The organism is Streptomyces sp. NPDC088812 (genome assembly GCF_044750285.1).
Classification (GTDB): domain Bacteria; phylum Actinomycetota; class Actinomycetes; order Streptomycetales; family Streptomycetaceae; genus Streptomyces.
The window spans coordinates 1-15,250 of the sequence record NZ_JBIVJP010000029.1; the positions used below are offsets into that span (position 1 = coordinate 1).

Consider the following 15,250-nt stretch of genomic DNA (forward strand, 5'->3'; position numbering starts at 1 on the left):
GTCCCGGGGCCAGGTGGGCGGGTCCCGGGGCCAGGTGGGCGGGTCCCGGGGCCAGGTGGGCGGGTCCCGGGGCCAGGTGGGCGGGTCCCGGGGCCAGGTGGGCGGGTCCCGGGGCCAGGTGGGCGGGTCCCGGGGCCAGGTGGGCGGGTCCCGGGGCCAGGTGGGCGGGTCCCGGGGCCCCGTGGGTCACAGTCTCGGGTCCACCGGTTCCGACTCCAGGGCCAGGACGCCGAACACCGCCTCGTGGACGCGCCACAGGGGCTCGCCCTCGGCCAGGCGGTCCAGGGCCTCCAGACCGAGGGCGTACTCGCGGATCGCGAGGGAGCGCTTGTGGTTCAGGAAGCGCTGCCGCAGGCGGGCGAGGTGGTCGGGGCGGGTGTACTCCGGGCCGTAGATGATGCGGAGGTACTCGCGGCCCCGGCACTTGATGCCCGGCTGGACCAGGCGGCCCTGGTCGCCGCGGACCACGGCGCCGAGCGGCTTGACGACCATGCCCTCGCCGCCGCGGTCCGTCATCTCCAGCCACCAGTCGACGCCGGCCCGCACCGACTCGGGGTCCGCCGTGTCGACGTACAGGCGCCGAGTCGTCCGGAGGAGTCCGGTGCCGTCGTGTTCCACCATCCGGTCCAGCAGGGCGAGTTGTTCGTCGTGGGGCAGGCCGGCGAGGCTGCGGCCCTGGACGGCGAGGATCTGGAACGGGGCCAGGCGGACGCCGTCGAGGCCGTCCGTGGTCCAGCAGTAGCGCCGGTAGGCCTCGGTGAACGCGGCCGCGTCGGCGGCCCGTTCGCGCTGGCGGGAGAGGAGGCCGGCGACGTCCACCCCGCGGGCGGCGGCGCCCTCCAGTGCGGCGAGGGCGCCCGGGAAGACGGCTCCCGAGGCGGCGCCCACGGCCGCGTACTGCGAGCGCAGCAGCCCGGCCGCCTTCAGCGACCACGGCATCAGCTCGGCGTCCAGCAGCAGCCAGTCGGTGTCGAGCCCGTCCCACAGGCCGGCCTCGCCGACCGCCGTGCGGACACGGTCGAGGACGCGCTCCGTCACCGACCCGTCGTCGAAGAACGGGCGGCCGGTGCGCGTGTACAGCGAGCCGGTCGGCCCGTCGACGCCGAACCGCCTGCGGGCCGCCTCCGCGTCCCGGCACACCAGCGCCACCGCCCGCGAGCCCATGTGCTTCTCCTCGCACACGACCCGCGCGACCCCGTCCTCGGCGTACTGCGCGAACGCCTCCGCCGGGTGCTCCAGGTACCCGTCCACCCGGCTGGTCGCCGTCGGCGCCATGGTCGGCGGGAGGTAGGGCAGCAGACGCGGGTCGACGGCGAAGCGGCTCATGACCTCCAGGGCCGCCGCCGCGTTCTCCTCCCGGATCGAGATCCGGCCCTGGTGCCGGGTCTCGACGACCCGCCGCCCGTGCACGTCCGACAGCGCCAGCGGCCGTCCGTCGTGCCCGCCGGGCGCCTCCGACCGCAGCGGCCTGGCCGGCTCGTACCAGACCCGCTCGGCCGGTACGTCGACCAGTTCCCGCTCCGGCCAGCGCAGCGCGGTCAGCTTGCCGCCGAAGACGGCGCCGGTGTCCAGGCAGATGGTGTTGTTCAGCCAGGTCGCCTCCGGAACCGGGGTGTGGCCGTAGACGACGGCCGCCCGGCCCCGGTAGTCCTCCGCCCACGGGTAGCGCACCGGCAGGCCGAACTCGTCGGTCTCGCCGGTGGTGTCGCCGTACAGGGCGTGCGAGCGGACGCGGCCGGAGGTGCGGCCGTGATACTTCTCCGGCAGGCCGGCGTGGCAGACGACGAGCCGGCCGCCGTCGAGGACGTAGTGGCTGACCAGTGAGTCGATGAACTCCCGCACCTCGGCGCGGAACTCCTCGCTCTCCCCCGCCATCTGCTCGATCGTCTCGGCGAGGCCGTGGGTGGGCTGCACCGCGCGGCCACGCAGGTGACGGCCGTACTTGTTCTCGTGGTTGCCGGGGACGCAGAGGGCGTTGCCCGACTTGACCATCGCCATCACGCGGCGCAGCACACCGGGGCTGTCCGGGCCGCGGTCGACGAGGTCGCCGACGAAGACGGCCTGCCGGCCGTCCGGGTGCACGCCGTCGGCGTACCCCAGCTTGCCGAGCAGCGCCTCCAGTTCGGCGGCGCAGCCGTGGATGTCGCCGATGATGTCGAAGGGGCCGGTGAGGTGGGTCAGGTCGTTGAAGCGCTTCTCGGTGACGACGGTGGCGTGCTCGATCTCCTCCACCCCCCGCAGCACGTGCACCTTGCGGAAGCCCTCGCGCTCCAGGCCCCGCAGGGACCGGCGGAGTTCGCGGGTGTGGCGCTGGACGACCCGGCGCGGCATGTCGGCGCGGTCGGCGCGGGCCGCGTTGCGCTCGGCGCACACCGCCTCCGGCACGTCCAGCACGATCGCTATGGGCAGCACGTCGTACCGCTTGGCCAGGTCGATCAGCTGGCGGCGGGCGTCCTGCTGCACGCTGGTCGCGTCGACGACCGTGCGCCGGCCGGCCGCGAGCCGCTTGCCCGCGATGTAGTGCAGGACGTCGAAGGCGTCCCGGGTGGCGCTCTGGTCGTTCTCGTCGTCGGAGACCAGACCGCGGCAGAAGTCGGAGGAGATGACCTCGGTGGGCCGGAAGTGCCGGCGGGCGAAGGTGGACTTGCCCGAGCCGGAGGCGCCGATCAGCACGACGAGGGAGAGGTCGGTGACGGGCAGGACGCGGCCCTGCCGCGGGGTGGTGGCCGGCGTCTCGGTCATGCCGCCTCCGCCTCCTTCTTCTCGTCCGGGGTGCCGGTCCGCGCCGGTGTGCCCTTCTGGGCCGGTGTGTCGTTCCGGGCCGGCGTGTCGGTCTGGGCCGGCGTGTCGGTCTGCGCCGGTGTGTCGTTCGGGGCCGGTGTGTCGTTCGGGGTGCTCAGGGTGAACACGGCCATCTGGGTCGGCGGTCCCACCTCGGGGTCGTCCGGTCCGACGGGCGCGAGGCGCACGTCGTAACCGTGCCGCGCGGCGACGGTCTCCGCCCAGGTCCGGAACTCCCCGCGGGTCCACTCGAAGCGGTGGTCGCCGTGCCGGACGTGGCCGGCCGGGAGGGTCTCCCAGCGGACGTTGTACTCGACGTTCGGCGTGGTCACCAGGACCGTGCGCGGACGGGCCGCGCCGAACACCGCGTACTCCAGGGCGGGCAGCCGGGGCAGGTCGACGTGCTCGATCACCTCGCTGAGCACGGCGGCGTCGTATCCCTTGAGCCGGTCGTCGGTGTAGGCGAGGGAGCCCTGGCGGAGGGTGACGCGGGAGGCCTGGCGCTCGCCCATGCGGTCCAGCCTCAGCCGGCGGGAGGCGATGGTGAGCGCGCGCATCGACACGTCGAGGCCGACGATCTCCGTGAACCGGGCGTCCTTCAGCAGCGCCTGCACCAACTGGCCCTGGCCGCAGCCGAGGTCGAGCACCCGGGCGGCTCCGGCCTCCTGGAGCGCCGCGACGATCGCGTCCCGGCGCTGCACCGCGAGCGGGGTCGGCCGTTCCTCCGTCTCCGCCTCCGCCGCGACCGCGTTGTCGATCTCCTCGACCTCGGTGTCGTCGGCCTCGGCGAGCCGCACCAGCTCCAGCCGCTCCCTCGCCTGCCGGGTCAGCGACCAGCGGCGCGACAGATAGCGGCTGGTGATCAGGTTCTGCTCGGGGTGGCCGGGCAGCCAGCCCTCACCGGCGCGCAGCAGCTTGTCGACCTCGTCGGAGGAGACCCAGTAGTGCTTGGCGTCGTCGAGCACGGGCAGCAGCACGTACAGGTGACGCAGGGCCGCGGCGAGCGTCAGCGCCTCGGACTCCAGCAGGAGACGGACGTACCGCGAGTCGCCCCACTCCGGGAACCGCGTGTCCAGCGCGACCGGTTCGGCGGTCACCGTCCAGCCGAGCGGCTCGAAGAGACGCCGTACGAGGCCGGGTCCGCCGCGGGCGGGCAGCGCGGGTACCTCGATGCGCAGGGGGCGCGCCCGGTCGGGCAGTTCGGGCCGGGCGGCGCAGACTCCCCGCATCGCGCTGGAGAACACGCCGCTGAGCGCGACCGCGAGCAGCGAGGAAGCCGCGTACGGGCGGTCGTTGACGTACTGCGCGAGGGCGGCGTCGGGCGCGCCGCCGCGGCCCTTTCCCTTGCCGCGCCGGACCAGCGCCACGGGATCCACCTCCAGCAGCAGCGCCGCCGTGCAGCGCTCGGCGTCCGCCTCGGGGTAGAGGACGTGCGCCGTGCCGTAGGAGGTGGAGAACGCCTGCGCCCGGTCAGGATGCTTGTGCAGCAGGAAGCCCAGGTCGGTGGCGGGGCGTTCGGGGGTGCCGGTGGTGGTGACGGTCAGGAACACGGTGGGCTGCCTCGAAAGGACTCGAAGGACTCGAAGGACTCGAAAGGACTCGAAAGGATCGGAAAGGGATACGAAGGGTTCGGACAGAGGGGTCGGACGGCGGGGTTCGGACGGAGGGTTCGGAGGACCTGGAGGAAGGGGTCGGGGGTGAAAAGCGCTGGTGGTGTGCCCGCGCACACCGTCAACGTACCGAGAAAGGGTGCGGGCGCACCCGGGATTTTCCGCGCTACCCGGTCGCCCGCTCCCAGGGCCTGACCCCGAGCTTTCCGGTGGTTCCGAGGTCGAGGCGGGGTGTCACGGTCACCGGGTCGGCACCGGCCTTCGCCCGGACCCGGACGTACGGGACGTCGACGGGGGTGCCGAGGTCGGTGGTGTTGCGCCACACCAGGCCGGCGGTCGCCTTCTCGCCCGGCTTCAGGGTGACCTCCTCGGGCGCCTCGTCGGGCCCCGCGGCCGTGGTGATCTCTCCGCTGCCCTGGAGGACGCGCACGCCGTCGACCGGCTCGCGGTTCTCGTCCAGCAGTTCCAGCAGCGGGTAGCCGTCGACCGTGTAGTCACGCGTTCCGCAGTTCTCCAGGTGCAGGCCCACGACGCGCAGCCCCATCGCCGCGTCGCCCTCGTCGGCCGTGATCCGGATCCCGGAAGACGGGCAGGACCCCGCCTCGGCGGGTGCCTCGCCGGCGGGCACCTTGAGGACCTGCGAGACCTTCACCCGCGTCACGGGGGAGGCGCCCGGCGCGAGGACGCCCAGCCGGACGGTGCCGCGCGCCGTCTCGCCGGGACCGACGTCGCGCACCGTCACCCACTCGTTGTCCATCACCTCGCCGGTGCTCGTCGTGAAGTCGAACAGGACGCTGTAGGTCAGCGCTTCGGCGCCGTCGTTGGTCACCTCGTAGGCGGCGGAGATGCCGGAGTCGGCGGGGAGGCTGTCGGCGGTGACCGAGAGGCTGCGCCGGGGGGAGGGCGAGGGGGACGGGACGGTCACCGAGGTGACCCGGACGCCGTCCGTGCCGGGGTCGTCGACCTGGGTCGGCGGCACGGGCGCCGCCACGCCGGGCCCGGCGGACCCGGCGCCGGTGCCGGTGTCTTCCGTACCGCAGGCGGAGAGCAGCAGGGCGGCGGCGAGGGCGGGAAGGAGGAGGGGGGTGGGTCTGCGCATCCGGTCACCCCATCAGGGGGCCGCCCCGCCGACTGTGGCGGAAGCCACTCCTCCAGTCACAGGACTGTCACAGGTGACGGGCCGGGCGGTTCCCGGCGGTAGGCGCGTCCGACGGGCCGGACAACGATGTCCGGCCCCCGGACCGGGTGTCACGACAGCTGCGACTGCACCTGGGCGGAGATCAGCTCCAGGTGGTCCAGATCGTGCAGGTCGAGGACCTGGAGGTAGATGCGCCGGGAGCCGACCTCGGCGTAACGGCCGATCTTGTCGACGACCTCGCCCGGGGTGCCCGCCAGGCCGTTCTCCTTCAGCTCGTCGACCTCGCGGCCGATCGCGGCGGCGCGGCGGGCGACCTCCTGGTCGTCCTTGCCGACGCAGACCACGAGGGCGTTGGAGTAGGTGATCGCGTCGGCCGGGCGGCCGGCCGCCTCGGCGGCGGCCCGGACCCGGCCGAACTGCCGCTCGGTGTCCTCGACCGAGCTGAACGGCATGTTGAACTCGTCGGCGTACCGTGCCGCCAGACGGGGCGTGCGGCTCGCGCCGTGACCGCCGATCAGCACCGGGATCCTCGCCTGGGCGGGCTTGGGCAGCGCGGGCGAGCCCTTCAGGTCGTAGTAGGTGCCCTGGAAGTCGAAGGTCTTGCCGGTCTCCGTGCCCCACAGGCCGGTGACGATCTCCAGCTGCTCCTCCAGGCGGCCGAACTTCTCCTTCGGGAAGGGGATGCCGTACGCCGTGTGCTCCTCCCCGAACCAGCCCGCGCCCAGGCCGAGCTCGACGCGGCCGCCGGACATCTGGTCCACCTGCGCGACCTGGATCGCGAGGACGCCGGGCAGCCGGAAGGTGGCGGCGGTCATCAGCGTGCCGAGGCGGATGCGCTTGGTCTCCCGGGCGAGGCCGGCGAGGGTGATCCAGGCGTCGGTGGGGCCGGGCAGGCCGTCCACGTCGCCCATCTTGAGGTAATGGTCGGAGCGGAAGAAGGCGTCGAAGTCGAGCTCCTCGGTGGCCTTCGCCACGGTGAGGAGGGTGTCGTACGTCGCCCCCTGCTGGGGCTCGGTGAAGATGCGGAGGTCCATGACCCCATCCTGCACTCCGGACCACCCGACGCCCCCACCGGTCCCCCGCTCCCGCCCGCCCCCGGGCGGGGCCTCACCGCTCCGGCAGCGCCCCCTCCCGCGCGGCCAGCTTCCGCAGCATCTCCCTGACCCGGTCCCGGGCCTCGTCCGCCGCGTCGATGGCCTCCATGCACTGCCAGTACGTGCCCTCTCCGTCCGCCGCGCTGGCGAGGCCGACGAGCGCGATGCCGACCTCGCCGAGCAGACCGCCGAGGCAGAGCAGCGCCTCGCGGGCGTCGTCCAACTCGGTGAGCTGGGCGGCCCGCAGGTCCCCGGGGTCCAGGACCGGCGCGTCCAGCACCCCGCAGCCCCGGCCCGCCAGCTCGGTCAACCCCAGTGCCTCACCGCGCAGTTCGGGCGGGCCGGAGACGGCCAGGCGGCTGCCGATCGCCTGGGCCAGGGCCTGTGCCTGCCACACCTCCGTCAGGGTCCGAGGCCCGTCGTCGCTGCTCGCGAGAGCGCGCCTGCTCGTCAGGATGAGCCGCACCGCGTCCATGCGCCGCCCCCGTCCGTCCCGACGTGCTCCTCGCACGTCCGTCACCCGAACTCCCTTGTCCACTACCCAGAGTGAGGGGCTGTGGGGCGAAAAGCCAGAGGAAGGCGGAAATCTGTGGACAACAAATCGATTTCGATCGCCCGAACAACTTCGGAGAGTGATAGCGGATGATCGTGTTCCCGTGTTCCCGTGTTTCGTGCTTCCGTGTTTCGTGCTTCCGTGCTTCCGTGTTCCCGTGTTCCCGTGTTCCCGTGTTCCCGTGTTCCCGTGTTCCCGTGGTGTCGGCGGGCGGCCCGGCCTCGGCTCGCGGTGCCGCGGCCTCGCCTCCCGGCGCCACGGCCCCGCCTCACGGCGCCGGGAATCTGCCCTCGTTGCGGTGGATCTTCGCGTCCAGTGCCGCGAGGGGGTCGACCCCGAGCACCTCGCACAGTTGCAGCAGGTACGCGAGGACGTCGGCGATCTCGTCCGTCACCCGGTGCGCGCTGTCCGGGTCGTCCATCACCCGGGCCGACTCCTCCGGCGTCAGCCACTGGAAGATCTCGACCAGTTCGGAGGCCTCCACGCTGAGCGCGGAGGCGAGGTTCTTCGGGGTGTGGAACGGCTGCCAGTTCCGCGCGGCCGCGAACTCGGCCAGCCTGCGCTGGAGCGTCGCCACGTCGAGGTGTTCTGTCACGGGTCAAGGTGTACCACCGTGACGCCGTCGGTCCCGGCGGCCCAGGAGGCGTCGCTCACCGCCCCCACGCAGCGCAGGTGCCCGCGCCGGCCCGTGCGGACCGCGAGCCGCAGCAGCTCCCGGCGCTGGCGTACGTCCAGCGCGCGGTCGAAGCCGTCGGCGAGGACGGTGAGGGCGCGCATCGCGTCGGGCACCTCGCCGGGCGGGTCCACGTCCAGCACGCCGGGGCCGGTCAGCAGCACCAGGGCGAGCGCCAGATAGCGCAGTTCGCCGTCGCCGAGGCGGGCCAGCTCGGTACGCCGGGCGGTACCGCGGTCGAGCACGGCGCGGACCGTGCCGTCACCGAGGGGTTCGGCCCGCACGTCGGTCACCGGCCCGGCACAGCCGCCCCGTACCGCGGCGACGAGCTGCGCGTGCCGCCGGGCGCACTCCGCGCGGGTGCGCGCGACGACGTCGGCGAGGTTGTCGCAACCGCCGAGCAGCCGCCCGGAGCCGGCGGGCACGGGACCGCGCATCCGTTCGGGCCGCGGATCGCAGGCGAAGACGGAACGCAGGGCCACCAGCATCTGTTCGGCGGCGGCGAGGACACGGCGCTGCCCGTCGGTCCGGCCGGCCACGCGCAGCGGGAGCAGTGCGGTGCCCAGGCGGTCGTCGGGGAGCGGGGCGCGGGTGACCTCCGACGGGCCGGCGGTGTGCCAGGCGGCCTGCACGGTGCGCCGGCCCGGATCGCGCAGGGCCGTCTCCAGCAGGACGAGCCCGCCCGCGCTCAGCCGCTCCCCCACCACGCGCAGGTCCGGTTCGGCCTGGACGGCGAGGTCGAGCCGGACCGGGCCCGCGGGGCCGTCGGCCGTGCAGCCGATGCGGAAGCCCCGCCGGGGCCGGCCGTCGGGCCGCGTCCCCTCCGGCACACAGGCGGCCGGATCCGGGAACACCTCACCGAGCCGCGCCCCTCCGGCGAGCCGGGCCAGCGCCTCGTACGCCCGCAGCGCGGTCGTCTTGCCGCTGCCGCTGGGCCCGGCGAGGAGGGTCACCGCCCCGATCGGCAACCCGGCCCCCCGGTGCCCGGCGAAGGCGGACAGCCGCAGCTCGGTGACACAGGGGCGGGCGGGGCGCGGCACGGGGCGGACCGCGGCGGTGGTGGACGGGGTGGCGGAGGGAGACGGGACGGCCATACGCGGACCGTAGGCCTCCCGCCGCGCGGCGAACCGTTCCACCCTCGTGGGCTTCCTACGAACGGGCGACCGCGGTCGCAGTGGGGGGACGCGCCGGAGCGCGCCGCCTCACACGCCGGGGACCCCGGCGCCCTGCATGATTCCGCTCACCTCGGTCCCCGGCGGGGTCAGCAGGAACACGTTGCGGTCGACCCGGTGCATCCCGCTGGCCAGGCCGAAGACGACGCCCGTGGAGAAGTCCAGGACGCGTTTGGCCACCTCGGTCTCCGCGCCGGTGAGGTCGAGGAGGACCGGGATGCCCGCCATGAGGGTCTCGGCGACCTCACGGGCGTCCGCGAAGACGTTGACCCTGAGGACGACGAAACGGCGGCGGGCCGCCGTCTCCGCGTCCGGCAGGGCCCGGTGGCCGACCGACGACGGCCAGGCGTCCCGGCCTCGCAACGGAACGACCTGAGCAAGCCCCTCCCACTGTTCATCGGTGACGTCGTAACGGTTCACCGGCACCCCCCGGACTCGCTCTCACTCAATGCCTGCACCGGCCAATTCTTACGCCAAGTCACCCGTTCGGCCCAACAACGACACGGTCCGCGACATCTCCCCGCAGCGATGCCACGAACTTCTCCAGCCGGGCGACGCCCTCACGGAGCTCGTCGGCCGACGCCGCGTACGAGAGGCGTACGTGGGTGTCCGCCGTGCGCACGCCGAAGTCCCGGCCCGGGGTGAGGGCGACGTGCGCCTCGTGCAGCGCCCGCTCGCAGAACTGCCATGAGGTGAGGCCGGTGCCGCTGACGTCGAAGTACACGTAGAACGCCCCGTCGGGCGGGACCGGGACCGGCAGCCCGGCCCGCTCCAGGCCGTCGAGGACGATCGCGCGCCGCCGGAGGAACTCGGTGCGGCGATCCTCGCAGACGGCCAGGGACTCGGGGGTGAAACAGGCCAGGGCGGCGTGCTGCGCGGGGGTGGAGGCGCAGAGGAAGTAGTTCTGGGCCAGGCGTTCGATCGCCGGGACGAGCGGGTCCGGGACCACGCACCAGCCCAGTCGCCAGCCGGTCATGCCGAAGTACTTGGAGAAGCTGTTGACGACGACGGCGTCGGGGTCGTGCGTCAGCGCGGTGCGCGGCGGCCTGCCCCGCTCGTCGTGGTCGCCGAGGTCGAGGTAGATCTCGTCGACGATGCGCCACGCGTCGCGCTCGCGCGCCAGGTCGCACAGCTCGGCCAGTCCGCCGGCCGGGACCGAGGTGCCCGTCGGGTTGGACGGGGTGGCGACCATGAGGCCCCGGGTGGCGTCCGTCCAGTGCGCGCGCACGGCGGCCGCGTCCAGCTGGTAGCGGGTCGCGGCCGTGGTGGGCACGAGGGTGACGCGGGCGCCGAAGCTCTCGACGATCTGCCGGTTGCAGGGGTACGAGGGGTCGGCGATGAGCACCTCGTCGCCCTGGTCGACGAGGGCGGCGGTGGCCAGCACCAGGGCGGCCGAGGCACCGGCGGTCACGACCACCCGGGCCGGATCGACCTCGACTCCGTGCCGGTCGCCGTAGAACCCCGCGATCGCCTGCCGGAGGGCGGGCAGGCCCAGCGCGGCGGTGTAGGCCATGGGCCTGCCGTCCATGGCCTCGCGCATCGCCTCCCGCACGGCCGGGGGCGCGCCGAAGTCGGGTTCGCCCAGGTTGAGCTTGACGACGTGGTGCCCCTGGGCCTCCAGCGCCGCGGCGTGCTTGCCGAACTCCATGGCGTAGAACGGGGCGACGGCCCGGGCACGTTGCGAGATCCTCATGTGACGGTTCTCCGGCTGGCTCGATGACGGACGGATGTCAGGACGAGCCGGCGGTGCGGACCGTCCCTGCCATGGTCGCCGACGAGCACCCGGTACGGTTCCGCGGGCCCCGACACGGCCGGGTGCGGGCAGGGCACGGGACGTGCCGTCCCGACGGGGGCCGGGTCCCAGGGGGCCGGAGGTCCCGGGTCCCGGAGATCCCGGGTCCCTGCGCCCAGGACAGGTGATCCTGGGGGCCGGGAGGCCCAGGAGGCCCAGGGGTCTGAGGGCCGGGGCCCGGAGGCCCAGGAGGCCCGGAGGCCAGAGGCCAGAGGGTCCGGAGGCCAGAGGGTCCGGAGGCCAGAGGGTCCGGAGGCCAGAGGCCAGAGGGTCCGGAGGTCAGAGTGTTCGGGATCCGGGGGTCAGGGGGTCCGCGGGCGGGCGCAGGCGCGGCGGCGCCGAGGCGCGGCGGCCCCGCGGCCCGGCAGCCCCGCGGCCCGGCAGCCCCGCGGCCCGGCAGCCCCGCGGCCCGGCAGCCCCGCGGCCCGGCAGCCCCGCGGCCCGGGGCCCGCGGCCGCGGGGACGCCGGCACAGGCTCGCCCGGGCCTGTCGCGCCGGCAGGGCCCCCGAGCCAGGCGTACCGGCAAGGCGCCCCGAGCCAGGCGTACCGGCAAGGCGCCCCGTGCCAGGCGTGCAGCATGCCTCGGGGCCGGGCGTCCGCCGGTCGGTGTGGGCGGGGCGGGCCAGGGGGTGCCGGACCCGGAGGCCGGCGGCCCTCGTGCAGGACCGCGACGAACACAACGGGGGACGCGGGGCGCCCTCTCGTCGTGGGCCGTCCCGTGGTCGGATCCGGGTGGCGTCCTCCGCTCAGGACGTCAGGTGGTCGACCAGTGCCCCGGCGCCCCGGGAGGCCAGGGCGACCGAGGTGAGGGTGGGGTTGCAGGCGGTGGCGGTCGGGATGACGTTGTTGCCGGCCACCCAGAGGCCGACGGTGTCCCAGACGCGGCTGTGGGTGTCGCAGACGCTGATGCCGTCGTCGGCGGGGCCCATGCGGGTGGTGCCCTGGTAGTGCAGCGAACTGCCGGCGGGAAGGAGGATCGGGGCCTCGCCGAGGGGGATGCCGAGCGTGGCTCCGGCCTCCGCGACGGCCTTCTTGGCGGCCTCGATGGTGGCCAGGTCGCGGTCGGTGTAGCGGTAGTGGATGACGGGGGCCGGCATGCCGAAGGCGTCCTCTTCGGTGTCGCTGAAGGTGACGCGGTCGTCGGCGGTGACGTCCTTGGCGCAGAACCAGCCGAGTCCGACGATGCTGCCCGGTTCGACGAGCGCGTCCCCGTCGAGGGGGACGGGGGAGGCATCGAGCTGCATGACCTGCCCGTGGAAGGGCCGGTCGTCGGTGAAGGGGACCCAGCTGACGCCGCTCTGCGGGATGATCCCGCCGTCGTCCTGCCGGGTGCGGTCGGTGACGGCGCGGTGCGCGGTCACGAGGTCGTCGGGGAGCCGGACGGCGTGGACGATCTGCGGCTGGTCGTTGAGGTGGCGGCCGAGCGCGGCGGGGCGGATGCCCGAGGCGTGCAGGACCTGCGGGGTGCGCAGGGCGTCCGCGGCGACCACGACGGCCCGTGCGGTCACCGTCGTCTCCCGTCCCTCCCCTCCCTCCTCCAGGTCACGGACGGCGACGCCGGTCACGGTGCCGCCGTCGTGCAGCACGCGCAGGCACAGGCACCGGTCGACGATGTCGACGCGGGGGTCGTGGGCGGCGGGGCCGAGGACGACGTCGGTGCCGCTCCAGACGCCCGTACCGTCGGGGCGGATGGTGACGGCCAGGGGCATGGGGGCGACGCGGCGGGACGCGGGGCGGCCGGTGTCGAAGTGGCCGGCCAGGCGGCGCCGCACCTCGTCGGCGAAGGGCGCCGTGTCGAAGGCGTGGGCGCTGACGCGCAGGAGCTGTTCGGCCCGGGTCAGGTGGCGGTCCATCTCGTCGGCCGGGACGAAGGGGATGCGTTCGCCGTCGCCGGGGCGGGGGCAGGCCGCGGTCCAGTGGGCGCCCATGCCGCCGACGTTGGTGGAGACGGCGGCGGCGGGCATCTCCGGGGTGCCGAGGAGGCGGGTGCCGGGGCGGCCGGGCGAGGCGGGCGAGGGGCCTTCGGAGGCCCGCTGGGCGCGGGCGCGCAGCGCGTCGTCGGCGATGTTCTTCACATGGCCGCCGGGCGGGTCGGTGATCCGCGGTCCGGCCTCGACGAGGAGGATCCGGGCGGTGGGGTGCTGTTCGAACACCTCGCGGACGTAGGTGCAGCCCGTGGGGCCGCTGCCGACCACGACGACGTCGTAGTCGGATGCCGGGGGGAGGGACATGGTTCGGCTCCTGGGGTCTGGGTCGGCCGGGCGGTCCGGGGTCAGCCGGTGATGAGCGGCCGCAGGGTGTGGTGGGCGATGGTCAGTCCCTGGCACACCTTCTCCGGGGTGCCTCCCCACAGCGGGTCCTCGTGTTCGACGGAGAGGGTGCCGGTGAAGCCGGCCTCGTAGAGGCGGTCGACGACGCGGGGCCAGTCGACCTGTCCGCGGCCGGGGACCCGGTAGCGCCACCAGCCGGTGGCCCAGGGGTCGCCCTTCTTGTCCGTCGTCCCGAAGAACCCGTAGCGGTTGCGGGCCACGGGGTCGATCTCGATGTCCTTGGCCTGGGCGTGGGCGATGCGGTCGGCGTACGGGGCGATGGTCGCCACCGGGTCGACGCCGATCCACATCAGGTGGGAGGGGTCCCAGTTGAGGTGGAGGCCGAGGGAGAACATCCACTCCCACAGCTCCGGCGAGTAGGCGATGTTGCCGGGGTGGCCGTCGGGGTGCCAGCCCTCCATGACGCAGTTCTCGATGACGATCCGCACGCCGCGCTCGCCCGCGTACTCGACGAGTTCGGGCAGGACGCGCTCGGCCTCGCGCTGGTTCTCGGGGACGCTGCGGGCCGGGTCGCGGCCGATGAACGTGCCGACGTAGGGGACGTCGAGTGCCTGGGCGGCGTCGATCGCGCGCTTGAGGTGCTCGCGGATCTCCGCACGCCGGGCCGGGTCGGGGTGCAGGTTGTTCTCGTAGTAGGCCAGGGCCGAGATGCCGAGGCCGGTGCGGTCCAGGACGGCGCGGACCCGGTCGGCCTCGCGGGGGCCGAAGCGGGCGACGTCGATGTGGGAGGCCTCGAAGTCCCGGCTGCCGGTGCCGGGCCAGACGGCGACCTCCAGGCGCTCGTATCCGGCGGTGGCGGCCCAGTCGGCGATGCGGTCGAGCGACCAGGTGGGCAGACAGGCGGTGAGCATGCCGAGGTTCATCCGGGGATCTCCGTCCAGGTGGAGCCGGCGGCCGCGGAACGCATCACGGCGTCGGTGACGCGGGCGGCGCGCAGGCCGTCGGCGAAGGTGGGCAGGCCGTCGGGCGCGTCGCCGCGGACGGCGGCGTAGGTGTCGGCGACGAAGTCGGCGAAGCACTCGTGGTAGCCCTGCGGATGTCCGGCCGGCAGGGCGCCGGGGCGCTCGTGCGGGCGGGCCGGGTCGCGGAGCAGGACGCGGTTCTCGGCGCGACCGCCGATCCGCAGCCGCTCGGGGTCCTCCTGGTCGAAGGCGTAGGAGGCGTCCGGGCCGTCGAAGGAGAAGGTGAGCCGGTTCTTGGCGCCGGCGCTGGCCTGGCTGACGACCAGGGAGCCGATCGCCCCGGCGTCGGTGCGGAAGGTGACGACCCCGCCGTCCTCGGTGGTGGTGCGGCGGCCTCCGCGCACGGGGTGGGCGGTGCCCAGGGTGGCCTGGAGGGCGGTGATGCGCTGGCCGGTGACGAACTCCATGAGGTCGCACCAGTGGACGCCGATGTCGCCGAAGGCTCGGCTGGCGCCGCCCAGGTCCGCGTCGACGCGCCAGTTGTCGGCCGCCGGGTCCGCGAGCCAGTCCTGGAGGTAGGTGCCGTGCAGGAGCCAGGGGGCCCGGGCGTCGGCGGCGAGGCGGGATCGCGCCAGGCGGACGGAGGAGTAGAAGCGGTACACGAACGGGACGGTGGCGACGGCCCCGGACCCGGCGGCCAGGCCGGCCAGGTCAGCGGCCTGCTCCACGGAGACGGCCAGCGGCTTCTCGCACACCACGTGCTTGCCGGCCTCCAGGACCCGCCGGGCCATGGGGTGGTGCAGGTGGTTGGGCGTACACAGGTGTACGACGTCCACGTCGGAGTCGAGCACCCGCTCGAAGTCCACGGGTTCGGCTCCCGGCACGGAGGCGGCCAGGGCCTTCGCCCGGTCGGCCGAGGAACCGGCGACCAGACGCACCTGCCCTCCGGCGGCGCCGACGGCCCGTGCGTGGACGGCTCCCATGAATCCGGTGCCGACGATGGCGGCCCTGACCGGCTGTGGCATACGGCTGCGTCCTTGCTGCTCTGCTGTGCCCAGCAGTGCTCTGCTCTGCTGGGCACAGAAATGCGCGGTCTGCTGAGCACAGAAATGCGCTGCTCTGCTGTGCTCGGCAATGCACTGCTCTGCTGTGCTCTACTGCGGTGAACACCCCCACTATTGCACGCGGCACGCAAAAGTGGTCA

12 protein-coding genes and 1 pseudogene are annotated in these 15,250 nt (G+C 74.2%); all 13 read right to left on the reverse strand.

The genetic code is table 11. The features are described from left to right. Positions 1 to 190 (reverse strand): annotated as a pseudogene (locus tag ACIP67_RS37720) (2-oxoglutarate dehydrogenase, E2 component, dihydrolipoamide succinyltransferase); the annotation flags it as partial. Continuing rightward, on the reverse strand, positions 187 to 2,742 hold the full coding sequence (locus tag ACIP67_RS37725; RefSeq protein WP_401698044.1) for a polynucleotide kinase-phosphatase: 2,556 nt from the start codon (positions 2,740 to 2,742) through the stop codon (positions 187 to 189). The gene ACIP67_RS37725 and the pseudogene ACIP67_RS37720, both read right to left, overlap by 4 nt. Continuing rightward, positions 2,739 to 4,331: a 3' terminal RNA ribose 2'-O-methyltransferase Hen1 gene (locus tag ACIP67_RS37730; protein WP_401698045.1), complete on the reverse strand. Its 1,593-nt coding sequence runs from the start codon at positions 4,329 to 4,331 to the stop codon at positions 2,739 to 2,741. Before ACIP67_RS37730 ends, ACIP67_RS37725 begins: the two co-directional genes overlap by 4 nt. Positions 4,332 to 4,557: 226 nt before the next feature. After that, positions 4,558 to 5,490, reverse strand: a complete 933-nt coding sequence (locus ACIP67_RS37735) for a DUF4232 domain-containing protein (RefSeq protein ID WP_401698046.1) — start codon at positions 5,488 to 5,490, stop codon at positions 4,558 to 4,560. A gap of 149 nt (positions 5,491 to 5,639) precedes the next feature. Then, positions 5,640 to 6,563, reverse strand: a complete 924-nt coding sequence (locus ACIP67_RS37740) for an LLM class F420-dependent oxidoreductase (protein ID WP_401698048.1) — start codon at positions 6,561 to 6,563, stop codon at positions 5,640 to 5,642. A 73-nt stretch (positions 6,564 to 6,636) separates the two neighbouring features. Further along, a complete protein-coding gene (locus tag ACIP67_RS37745) occupies positions 6,637 to 7,098 on the reverse strand; it encodes a DUF6099 family protein (RefSeq protein WP_401698182.1) in 462 nt (153 codons plus the stop codon). A 346-nt stretch (positions 7,099 to 7,444) separates the two neighbouring features. Next, positions 7,445 to 7,771, reverse strand: coding sequence for a nucleotide pyrophosphohydrolase (locus ACIP67_RS37750; RefSeq protein ID WP_401698050.1), 327 nt, complete (start codon positions 7,769 to 7,771; stop codon positions 7,445 to 7,447). Further along, positions 7,768 to 8,943, reverse strand: coding sequence for an AAA family ATPase (locus tag ACIP67_RS37755; RefSeq protein WP_401698051.1), 1,176 nt, complete (start codon positions 8,941 to 8,943; stop codon positions 7,768 to 7,770). Before ACIP67_RS37755 ends, ACIP67_RS37750 begins: the two co-directional genes overlap by 4 nt. 108 nt (positions 8,944 to 9,051) lie before the next feature. Beyond that, complete coding sequence (gene sepF, locus ACIP67_RS37760) at positions 9,052 to 9,447, reverse strand: cell division protein SepF (protein ID WP_389515582.1); 396 nt, start codon at positions 9,445 to 9,447, stop codon at positions 9,052 to 9,054. A gap of 52 nt (positions 9,448 to 9,499) precedes the next feature. Next, a complete protein-coding gene (locus ACIP67_RS37765; RefSeq protein WP_401698052.1) occupies positions 9,500 to 10,714 on the reverse strand; it encodes a pyridoxal phosphate-dependent aminotransferase in 1,215 nt (404 codons plus the stop codon). A gap of 846 nt (positions 10,715 to 11,560) precedes the next feature. Continuing rightward, positions 11,561 to 13,045, reverse strand: a complete 1,485-nt coding sequence (locus ACIP67_RS37770) for a GMC oxidoreductase (protein ID WP_401698054.1) — start codon at positions 13,043 to 13,045, stop codon at positions 11,561 to 11,563. A 41-nt stretch (positions 13,046 to 13,086) separates the two neighbouring features. Beyond that, positions 13,087 to 14,007, reverse strand: coding sequence for a sugar phosphate isomerase/epimerase family protein (locus ACIP67_RS37775; protein ID WP_401698055.1), 921 nt, complete (start codon positions 14,005 to 14,007; stop codon positions 13,087 to 13,089). Then, positions 14,004 to 15,071, reverse strand: a complete 1,068-nt coding sequence (locus ACIP67_RS37780; RefSeq protein ID WP_401698057.1) for a Gfo/Idh/MocA family protein — start codon at positions 15,069 to 15,071, stop codon at positions 14,004 to 14,006. Before ACIP67_RS37780 ends, ACIP67_RS37775 begins: the two co-directional genes overlap by 4 nt. Positions 15,072 to 15,250 lie beyond the last annotated feature (179 nt).